Source organism: candidate division WOR-3 bacterium, assembly GCA_039804025.1.
Classification (GTDB): domain Bacteria; phylum Hydrothermota; class Hydrothermia; order Hydrothermales; family JAJRUZ01; genus JBCNVI01.
Map to the genome: position 1 here is coordinate 17,748 of JBDRZP010000027.1, position 9,334 is coordinate 27,081.

Consider the following 9,334-nt stretch of genomic DNA (forward strand, 5'->3'; position numbering starts at 1 on the left):
AGAAAGGAATAGAACCTTTAAAAATTTAATTATATTGATTTAAGAGGTCCAGAATAAAATTTTCTTTTTTAAAATTTTTCTTTTTATTTTATTTATATTGGCTTTTGTTATTAAATAGCCCTTTTCAACAAATTCGTCTATTTTATCAAAATCAGCCCAGGATAAATTCTGTGTATCAAAGGTAATAAGAAAATCGGATTCTTTAATTTCTCTTTCTTCAAAATAAACCCTGTGAAACTGTAAAATTCTCTGGTAGAATTCATAACCACCTCTAAAATCTTTTTTGGGTTCAATTTCATTTTTAACTCGTGAAATTATTATAAACCTTGGATTATATAATTTTTTCAAAAAATATACTGGTGAATTTGAGATTACACCACCATCAACTAAAATTCTTCCTTCCTTTTTAAGAGGTGGCAAAAATCCAGGAATTGCTGATGTTGCAATTACTGCATCCTTTATAAAACCTTTATCTATATAAATGTATTCTCCTTTAACAAGGTCAAAGGAGGTAACAAAAGTTTTTATTTTTAAATCTTCAAATCTTAGATCCCCGAAAATTTCTTCTGCTGCTTCATAGGTCTCTTTAAAGGGGATAACTGATTCTGATAAAAAAGCTTTTGCAAGATTTATTCTTTCAACTATGGCATCATGTATTCTCTTAAAAATATTCTTTTCTTCCCTTGTAAAAACATCAAAACCAAGTTTTTTTAGAATTCCCCTTTCAATGCTTTCTTTTATTTTATCATAAACAAATTTCCAAGAAAGTTTATAAGAGTAAAGAATTCCTATAATTCCTCCAATACTTGTTCCCCCAATACATTCGGGTTTTATACCTTCTTCTTCCATTGCCTTTAAAAAACCAATATGAACTAAACCCCTTGCACCGCCACCAGATAGAGAAAAAGAAAAAAAAGGTCTTTTTGAAAAAATTTTTCTCATTTTTGCTTATTATTATAAGTTCAAAAAAAATTTGAAATAAATAAAAAAATAAGATATAATAAACTCTTAAACTTTAATTTTAAAAATATTTAGCCAAAAGGAGGTAAAAAATGCGAGTTAAAAGCGGACCTAAAACAAGGAGAAGACATAAAAAAATAAGGGAAATGGCAAAAGGTTATTACGGACAAAAAAGTAAAACCTTTAGAAAGGCTAATGAGGCAGTTTTAAAATCCTTAAGATATGCTTACAGACACAGAAAAGAGAAAAAGAGAGAATTTAGGAGACTGTGGATAGCAAGAATAAATGCAGCTTGCAGAAATCTTGGTGTTAAATACAGTGATTTTATTCACAATTTAAAAGAGAAGGGTATTTTATTAAATAGAAAAATGTTAGCCTATCTTGCAGTTAATGAGCCAGAAAGTTTTAAAGAGATTGTTGAAAAAGCTATGGCAGGTTGATGGAAATTGAAAAACTCAAAGAAGAAGTTAAAAGAGATTTAGAAAGAGTAAAAAATAAAGAGGATTTAGAAGAAATAAGAATTAAATATCTTGGCAGAAAGGGAATTTTAAAAGAATCCTTTGAAAAACTAAAAGATGTTGAGCCTGAAAAGAGAAAGGAATGGGGAAAGTTATTAAATGAAGTAAAAGATTTTATTGAAAAGGAAATAGAGTTAAGAAAAAAAGAATTTGAGATTAAAAAGAAAAAGGATATAGACCCAACTTTACCGGGTTTATTAAAAAAGAGAGGTTTTTTACATATTTTAAAAGAGGAAATTAAAAGAATAGAGGAAATTTTTGTTGGACTTTCCTTTGAAGTAGAAACTGGTCCTGAGATTGAGACTGAGTTTAATAATTTTGAAGCATTAAACATTCCTGAGTGGCATCCTGCAAGGGATATGCAGGCAACCCTTTTTCTTGAAAGAAAAGGATTTTTATTAAGAACCCACACCTCACCAATTCAAATAAGGGTAATGTTAAGAAAAAAACCTCCAATAAGAATAATAGCACCTGGTAGGGTCTATAGACGTGATAACTTTGATGCTTCCCATTCTCCTGTATTCCATCAGGTGGAAGGGCTTTACATTAATAAAAATGTAAGCTTTTCAAATTTAAAGGGAACAGTTGAGCTATTTCTGAAAGAATATTTTGAAAAGAAGGATCTTGAAATAAAATTTGAACCATCTTACTTTCCCTTTACAGAGCCCTCTGCTGAAGTTTCCATATTGTGGGATACAGGTGAAGGAAAAAGATTTCTTGAAATTGCAGGTTGCGGAATGGTTCACCCGAATGTTTTAAAAAATTGTAACATTGATCCTGAAGAGTGGAATGGATACGCTTTTGGAATGGGTGTTGAAAGACTTGTTATGGTTAAATACAAAATACCTGATATAAGACTTTTCTATGAAAATGAAAGAAGTTTTCTAAAGCAATTTTCAATATGAAGGTAACATATAATTGGTTAAAAGAATATGTTGATTTAAATATTTCTCCAAAGGAGCTTTTAGAAATTTTTGGAAAACTCGGAATGCCTGTTGAAGAGTTCACTGATTTTAGAAAAGGAAAAGAAAATTTAATGGTTGCAATAATTGAAGGTATTGAGAAGCATAAAAAGAAAGATAATCTTTTTGTTTTAAATTTAAGAACAAAAAAGGGAAACTTTAAAACAATTTCAGGAGCCCCTCTCCTTGAAAAAGGTAAAAAAGTTATCTTTGCACCAAAAGGAACTCTCCTGAAAGATTATATTGTTGAAGAAAAAATTATAGGAGGAGAAGAATCTCATGGCACAATTGTTTCAGAGGAGGAACTTTCTCTTGCTGATAAAAGTGAAACAGTTATTTTTCTTGATGAAAAGGTAAGTTTAGAGGATGACCCTTTAGAAATTCTTGGATTAAATGATTACATTTATGACCTTGAAATTTACCCAAATAGACCTGATTTACTTTCTGTAATTGGAATTGCAAGAGATCTTTCTGCGTATTTAAATCTTGAATTAAAAATACCTGAAATTAAGAAAATTAAAGAAGAGGAAATAAATTTTAAAATTGAAATTGAAGAAAATGCTCCATGTGATAGATATGTGGGTTTAATTATTAAAGATATAAAAGTAAAGGAAAGTCCTTCAAAAATAAAATACAGGTTAAATTTATGTGGAATAAGAGCAATAAATTCAGTTGTTGATGCTACAAACTATGTGATGCTTGAGACAGGTCACCCCTTACATGCTTTTGATTTAAATAAAATTAGAGAAAAAATTATAGTAAGAAATGCTAAAAGGGGAGAGAAAATTTTATGTCTTGATTCAAAATTGAGGGAACTGGATGAAGAGGTTATGGTTATTGCTGATAAAGAAAAGCCCCTTGCAATTGCAGGTGTAATAGGTGGTGAAGAATCAGGAGTAAGGGAAGATACAAGAGATATTTTATGTGAGAGTGCCTTTTTTGAAAAGATAAATATAAGAAAAACAGGTAAAAAACTTAATATTCAGACAGAATCCTCTTACAGGTTTGAAAGGGGTGCTGATTTTGAAATGGTTTATTACGCAGCTTGTAGATTAAGGGATTTAATTCTTGAAACATCAGGTGGTATTCCCTTTAAACCTATTGATGTTATAAAAAAGGAATATAAAAAGAAAAAAGTTTTTTTAAAAGAGGAAAAATTAAAAAAAATTCTTGGGAATGAATTTTCTCTTGAAAAATCAAAAGAAATTCTTGAAAGGCTCTATATAAAATCTAATTTAAATAATGGTATTTTAGAGGCAGAGATTCCAAGTTTCAGAAGGGATATTGAGATTGAGGAAGATTTGATAGAAGAGGTTGCAAGAATTTATGGTTATGAAAATTTTAAATCAGAGGCAGAAGAAGTTTCTTCCTTTGTAGGAAAAAGAGATGTTACAGAGGACAGGATAAGGGAGCATTTTAAAGGTGAGGGATTTCTTGAATGTGTCAATATTTCTTTAATTGAAGAAAAGGAGGCAAATTTATTTTCTGAAAAATATTTAAAAATAAAAAATCCCCTTTCTGAAAGATTTTCTGTTTTAAGACCTTCTCTTTTACCCTCTCTTCTTTTTTCCTTAAAAAACAATTTAAGAAAAAATGAGAAAATTCAGAAACTTTTTGAAATAGGTAAGGTTTTTTATGAAGATTATAGTGAAGAAAAGAAACTGGGTTTACTTTTAGCAGATGTAAAGGAGGAAAACTGGTTAAAAGGTAAAGAAGTTGAACCCTATTTTGAATTAAAGGGAATTTTAGAAAGTTTTTTTGAGAATTTTGAGGACAGTTTGTATTTTATTGAGGAGAATTTTCCCTTTTTTGAGTATGGTGCAAAAATTATAATAGATGATAAAGAAGTAGGCTTTATAGGAGAGGTAAAGGAGGAAATTTTAAAATATTATGATTTAAAAGCCCAAAGTGTTTATTCTGAAATTTCCCTTGATAAAATAAAGTTAAAGGATACTTTAGTTTTTAAACCACTTCCTTTATATCCTTCTCTTTCGAGGGATCTTTCTTTTGTTGGTTCAGAAGAAATAAAAGCTCAGGAATTAATCAAGGCTTTAAAGGAGTTAAAAAGTGAAACTTTAATTGAAAGGTTTATTCTTTTTGATGTTTATAAAGGGAAGCCCTTAAAGGAAGGAGAAAAAAATTTTACTTTCAGAGTATTTTTCAGAAGTATGGATAAAACTCTAACTGAAAGGGATGTGGACAAAGAGGTAGAAAAAATAGTAAAATATATAGAAGAAAAAACAGGATATAGGTTAAGGGGATAGGGTTCTATTCCCCCTTTGGGTTTAAGGAGGAACTGGATGGATGAAATTTTGATTATGCTTGAAAACAAAATTGAGGAACTTATTTTAAAACTTAAAGAATTTAAAGATTATAAGGAGAAGGTTCAGCATCTTGAAAAGGAAAATGCTGAATTAAAGGAAAAATTGAATACTGTTCTTGCAAGGATTGAGAGTCTTGTTAATAAGATAAAAGAGATAGAGAGTTAAATTGGAAAGGATAAGGGAAGTTGTGATAAGAGGTAAAAAATATGAAGTAAGAACAGATTTATCTGATGAGGATTTAAAAAATGTTGTGAATATAGTCAATAACATCCTTCTTGAAAGTGAAAAGAGTACTGTGACTCCTGATTTTGAGGTTATAAGTATTTTAGCTCTTCTTTCTCTTGCTGAAAAGGTATATTTTTGTGAAAAAAAATTTGATTTAGCGAAAAAAAAAGTTTATAGTTTAATCAGGAGGATAGAAAATATATAAAATGAAGGAGATGAAAAATGCTTTTTATGGAAAGAGAAAAAAGGGATTTTGTTCCTTTAGCCTGGCGTGTTTCACCAAAAACCTTAGAGGAGTTTGTAGGACAAGAACATATAATTGGGGAAAACGCCCCTTTAAGAAAATTACTTGAAAAGGGTAAGTTATTTTCTTCCATATTTTACGGTCCGCCAGGAGTAGGAAAAACAAGTCTTGCAAAATTAATTGCAAGATATATAGATGTTCCTTTTTATCATTTAAATGCTTCAACTTGTGGTGTTAAGGAAGTAAAAAAAATATTAGAGGAAGCAGAGAGGTATTTAAAAACAAAAGGTAAGGCATCCCTTTTATTTATAGATGAAATTCACAGGTTTAATCGCTTGCAACAGGAAATTCTCCTTTCATCAGTAGAAGAAGGGAAAATTATTTTTATTGGTGCTCTTGTTTTAAATCCCTTTTTTGTTCTTGATAAAGCTCTTATTTCAAGGACTTATGTTTTTGAATTTAAACCCCTTTCTGAAGAAGATTTAGTTAAGATTTTAAAAAGAGCTTTAAAAGAATATCCTGAGATTGAGGTAAAAGAAGAAGTTCTTTTAAAATTAGCAAATTTTTCCGAAGGAGATGCAAGAAGGTCCCTTAATTTACTTGAAATTCTAATTGAGTCAAAGAGTGCTAAGGGGGAAATTAAATTGGAAGACCTTGAGAATTTCAAGTTCTATTTCAGGTATGATAAAAAGCAAGACGAACACTATGATTTTATTTCAGCCTATATTAAATCAATGAGGGGTTCTGATGCAGATGCAGCTCTTTATTATCTTTTTAGAATGCTTGAAGCAGGTGAGGACCCAAGATTTATTTTTAGGAGAATGCTTATTTTTGCTTGTGAAGATGTGGGGTTATCTGATCCTTATGCAATAGTTTTAATAACTTCTCTTGCAAATGCTTTTGAAATGGTTGGATTACCTGAGGGCGAGTTTTTTTTAAGTATGGGAACAATTTACCTTTCTCTTGCGTCAAAATCAAATAGTGTATTAATATCTATGTCAAATGCAAAAAAATATGTAAGTGAGAAAAAAATAAGTGAGGTCCCTTTACATTTAAGGGACTCTCATTATCCTTCAGCAAAAGAACTTGGAAGGGGGATTGGTTATCTTTACCCCCACTCAGACCCTGAAGCTATCTATCAAAAATATATGAAAGAATTTTACCCTATTGTTTTTTTAAAGGGAATCGGTAAGGAAAAAGATTTACTTTTGAAACTCAAAGAAATAAGATATAAAAGATATAAATATAAAGAAGGAGGTGAAACATGATACTCTTAATTATCTTTATTTTTTCTCTGCTTTCAGGAATTATAACGGGTTATGTTGTTTCAAAATATATTATAGAGAATTCTTTAAAAAAGAAGAAAGAAGATGCTAAATCCATTATAGAGGAAGCAAAAAGAATGAGGGAAGAAATTATAGCAAAAGCAAAATCTGAGGCTGAAGAGATTGCGAGGAAGGAGAGGGAAAAGGTTGATTTACAGTATGCAAAAGCAAGAAGGGAATTGGAAAAATTCAAAAAGGAGTTGCAAGATAAAGAGTACCAGATAGAAAGAAAAGCAGAACTTATTTTAAGAAAGGAAGAGGAACTTAAAATAAAAGAAAAGGAGATTTCTGAAAAGGAAAGAATTTTAAGATCAAAAATGGAAAGGTTAGATCAGACATTAACTGAGGAAATGAAAAAATTGGAGGAAATATCTGGAATGACACGTGAACAGGCAAAAAGGGAACTTTTTAAAATTATTGAAGCAGAAGCAAGACTTGAAGGTGCTCAGCTTATTCATAGAATAAGAGAGGAAGCAAAACAGAATGCTCAAAGGGAGGCAACAAAAATTATAATTACAGCTATGCAGAGACTTGCTTCACAGGTCTCCTCAGAATCCTCTGTTACAGTTATACCCCTTGCCTCTGATGAAATAAAAGGTAGAATTATAGGAAGGGAAGGTAGAAATATTAGAACCTTTGAATCTCTTACAGGTGTTGAAGTGATTGTTGATGATACACCTGGTGCTGTTATTTTATCTTCCTTTGACCCTGAAAGAAGGGAAATTGCGAGAATCTCAATGGAAAGACTTATTGCAGACGGAAGAATTCACCCTGCAAGAATTGAAGAAGTTGTTAAAAGAACTGAGGAAGAATTTCATGAATATATTAGAATAATAGGTGAGGAAACTATTCTTGAACTTGGTTTAAGAGGGATGCATCCAGAACTTTTAAGGTATGTTGGAAAGTTGAAATTTAGGTCCTCCTTTGGTCAGAACCTTCTTCTTCATTCAAAAGAAGTTGCACAACTTGCAGGTATGATAGCAGGTGAGCTTGATTTAGATGTAGAGATTGCAAAAAGAGCTGCTCTTTTACATGATATTGGAAAAGTTGCTGATCCTTCATACGAGGGTCCTCATGCTCTTATAGGTGCACAGATAGCAAAGAGATATGGAGAAAGTGATCTTGTAGCAAATGCAATAGCTTCCCATCATGAGGATGTTGAACCTGAATCCCCTTATGGTCCTCTTATAGCAGCAGCTGATGCTATTTCAGGTTCAAGACCAGGAGCAAGAAGGGAAACTGTTGAGGCATATATAAAAAGAATAGAAAAACTTGAAGAAATTGCTACTTCCTTTGATGGAGTTGAAAAAGCTTATGCACTCCAAGCTGGTAGGGAATTGAGAATTATTGTCCAGTCTGAAAGAGTCTCTGATGCAGAGGCTTTTGAACTTTCAAGAACCATTGCAAAGAAAATAGAGGAAGAGGTAAAGTTTCCTGGTCAGATTAAAGTAACTGTTATAAGGGAAGTAAGAGCTATAAGTTTTGCGAGGTAAAATTTGAAAAAAAGAAAATCAATAGAAGTTAAAATCGGAAATGTAATAATAGGTGGGGGAAGACCTCCTGTTATACAATCTATGACAGATACACAAACTTCAGATGTAGAAAACACAGTTAAAGAGGTGATTGAACTTATTGAGGCTGGCAGTGAAATGGTAAGAATAACTGTAAATACAGAGGAAGCTGCTAAGGCTATACCTGAGATAATAAGTATATTGAGGGATAAGGGTTATAATAATCCGATTATCGGTGATTTTCATTTTAACGGCCATATACTTTTAAGAAAATATAAAAAAGTTAGTGAGATGCTTGATAAATACAGAATAAATCCAGGAACAACAGGAAAGGAGGAAAACTTTGTGGAGATGATAAAAATAGCAATTGATTTTGATAAACCTGTGAGAATTGGTGTAAACTGGGGTTCAATTGATAAATCCCTCCTTACAAAAAATATGGAATTAAATTCAAAAAGAAAAAAACCATATGATTTTAAAAGAGTTTTACTTGATACTGCAGTAGAATCGGTAATTTTATCAGCTGAAAAAGCTTTAGAACTTGGTTTGAAGGAAAATAAAATTGTTTTATCCTGCAAGGTTTCTGAGGTTAACGAACTTATTTATGTTTATGAAAAGCTTGCAAAAAAGGTAAAATTTGCCCTTCATCTCGGATTAACAGAAGCCGGCTCAGGATTAAAAGGTATTATTTCTTCCTCCATAGGCATAGGTAGTCTGCTTTTAAAGGGTATAGGTGATACAATAAGGGTTTCTTTAACACCTAAATTAAATGAGAAAAGAACAAAAGAAGTAGAGGTGGCAAAGGAGATTTTACAATCTCTTGGTTTAAGAAGATTTAATGCAGAAATTACCTCCTGTCCAGGTTGTGGAAGAACAAAATCCTCTTATTTTAGGGAAATTGCTGAAAAAGTAAGTCTCTACCTCGAGGAAAAATCAAAGTTAGATGATAGGTATAAAAATTTAAAAGTTGCTGTAATGGGTTGTGTTGTTAATGGTCCAGGTGAATCGAAATTTGCTGATATTGGTCTTTCCCTTCCAGGTATTGGTGAAAGAAAAGCTGCAATTTATGTTAAAGGAAAGTTTAAAAAGAGTATTGAAATTGAAAAAGCAGAAGAGGAACTTATAAATGAAATTGAAAACTTTATCAAAAATAACTAAAAAGGAGGTGATATGTTTAAAATTTTATATAAAAAACTCCTATTTTTCTTAATCACTTTTAATTTTCTTTTTTCTCAAATAGGCCCAACTTTTGGTATAAGAGAAAA

9 protein-coding genes are annotated in these 9,334 nt (G+C 31.1%); 8 read left to right on the forward strand and 1 reads right to left on the reverse strand.

The genetic code is table 11. From position 1 onward, the window contains the following. Positions 1-39: 39 nt before the first annotated feature. Positions 40-942 (reverse strand): patatin-like phospholipase family protein, encoded by a 903-nt coding sequence (locus tag ABIN73_08835; GenBank protein ID MEO0269829.1) that lies wholly within the window; start codon positions 940-942, stop codon positions 40-42. Positions 943-1,052: 110 nt separating this feature from the next. On the opposite strand from ABIN73_08835, the gene rplT reads away from it, so the two are divergent. Genes rplT through ispG form a run of 8 tightly spaced genes read left to right on the forward strand, consistent with a single transcriptional unit; the run spans position 1,053 to position 9,227 of the window. Next, entirely contained in the window at positions 1,053-1,400 is a 348-nt protein-coding gene (rplT, locus tag ABIN73_08840) for a 50S ribosomal protein L20 (GenBank protein MEO0269830.1), read from the forward strand. Beyond that, on the forward strand, positions 1,400-2,383 hold the full coding sequence (gene pheS, locus ABIN73_08845; GenBank protein MEO0269831.1) for a phenylalanine--tRNA ligase subunit alpha: 984 nt from the start codon (positions 1,400-1,402) through the stop codon (positions 2,381-2,383). The genes rplT and pheS overlap by 1 nt, the downstream gene beginning before the upstream one ends. Then, complete coding sequence (pheT, locus tag ABIN73_08850) at positions 2,380-4,704, forward strand: phenylalanine--tRNA ligase subunit beta (GenBank protein ID MEO0269832.1); 2,325 nt, start codon at positions 2,380-2,382, stop codon at positions 4,702-4,704. Before pheS ends, pheT begins: the two co-directional genes overlap by 4 nt. 36 nt (positions 4,705-4,740) lie before the next feature. Beyond that, positions 4,741-4,929, forward strand: coding sequence for a hypothetical protein (locus ABIN73_08855; protein MEO0269833.1), 189 nt, complete (start codon positions 4,741-4,743; stop codon positions 4,927-4,929). Between the two features lies 1 nt (position 4,930). Then, a complete protein-coding gene (gene zapA / locus ABIN73_08860) occupies positions 4,931-5,194 on the forward strand; it encodes a cell division protein ZapA (GenBank protein ID MEO0269834.1) in 264 nt (87 codons plus the stop codon). 26 nt (positions 5,195-5,220) lie between these two features. Further along, on the forward strand, positions 5,221-6,501 hold the full coding sequence (locus ABIN73_08865; GenBank protein MEO0269835.1) for a replication-associated recombination protein A: 1,281 nt from the start codon (positions 5,221-5,223) through the stop codon (positions 6,499-6,501). After that, on the forward strand, positions 6,498-8,051 hold the full coding sequence (gene rny / locus ABIN73_08870) for a ribonuclease Y (protein MEO0269836.1): 1,554 nt from the start codon (positions 6,498-6,500) through the stop codon (positions 8,049-8,051). The genes ABIN73_08865 and rny overlap by 4 nt, the downstream gene beginning before the upstream one ends. 3 nt (positions 8,052-8,054) lie before the next feature. After that, positions 8,055-9,227: a flavodoxin-dependent (E)-4-hydroxy-3-methylbut-2-enyl-diphosphate synthase gene (gene ispG, locus ABIN73_08875; GenBank protein MEO0269837.1), complete on the forward strand. Its 1,173-nt coding sequence runs from the start codon at positions 8,055-8,057 to the stop codon at positions 9,225-9,227. Positions 9,228-9,334: the final 107 nt, after the last annotated feature.

Coding starts and splice junctions, on each gene's coding strand:
- rny (MEO0269836.1), top strand. CDS start 6,498: ATGATACTCTTAATTATCTTTATTTTTTCTCTGCTTTCAGGAATTATA.
- pheT (MEO0269832.1), top strand. CDS start 2,380: ATGAAGGTAACATATAATTGGTTAAAAGAATATGTTGATTTAAATATT.
- rplT (MEO0269830.1), top strand. CDS start 1,053: ATGCGAGTTAAAAGCGGACCTAAAACAAGGAGAAGACATAAAAAAATA.
- pheS (MEO0269831.1), top strand. CDS start 1,400: ATGGAAATTGAAAAACTCAAAGAAGAAGTTAAAAGAGATTTAGAAAGA.
- ABIN73_08855 (MEO0269833.1), top strand. CDS start 4,741: ATGGATGAAATTTTGATTATGCTTGAAAACAAAATTGAGGAACTTATT.
- ABIN73_08865 (MEO0269835.1), top strand. CDS start 5,221: ATGGAAAGAGAAAAAAGGGATTTTGTTCCTTTAGCCTGGCGTGTTTCA.
- ABIN73_08835 (MEO0269829.1), bottom strand. CDS start 942: ATGAGAAAAATTTTTTCAAAAAGACCTTTTTTTTCTTTTTCTCTATCT.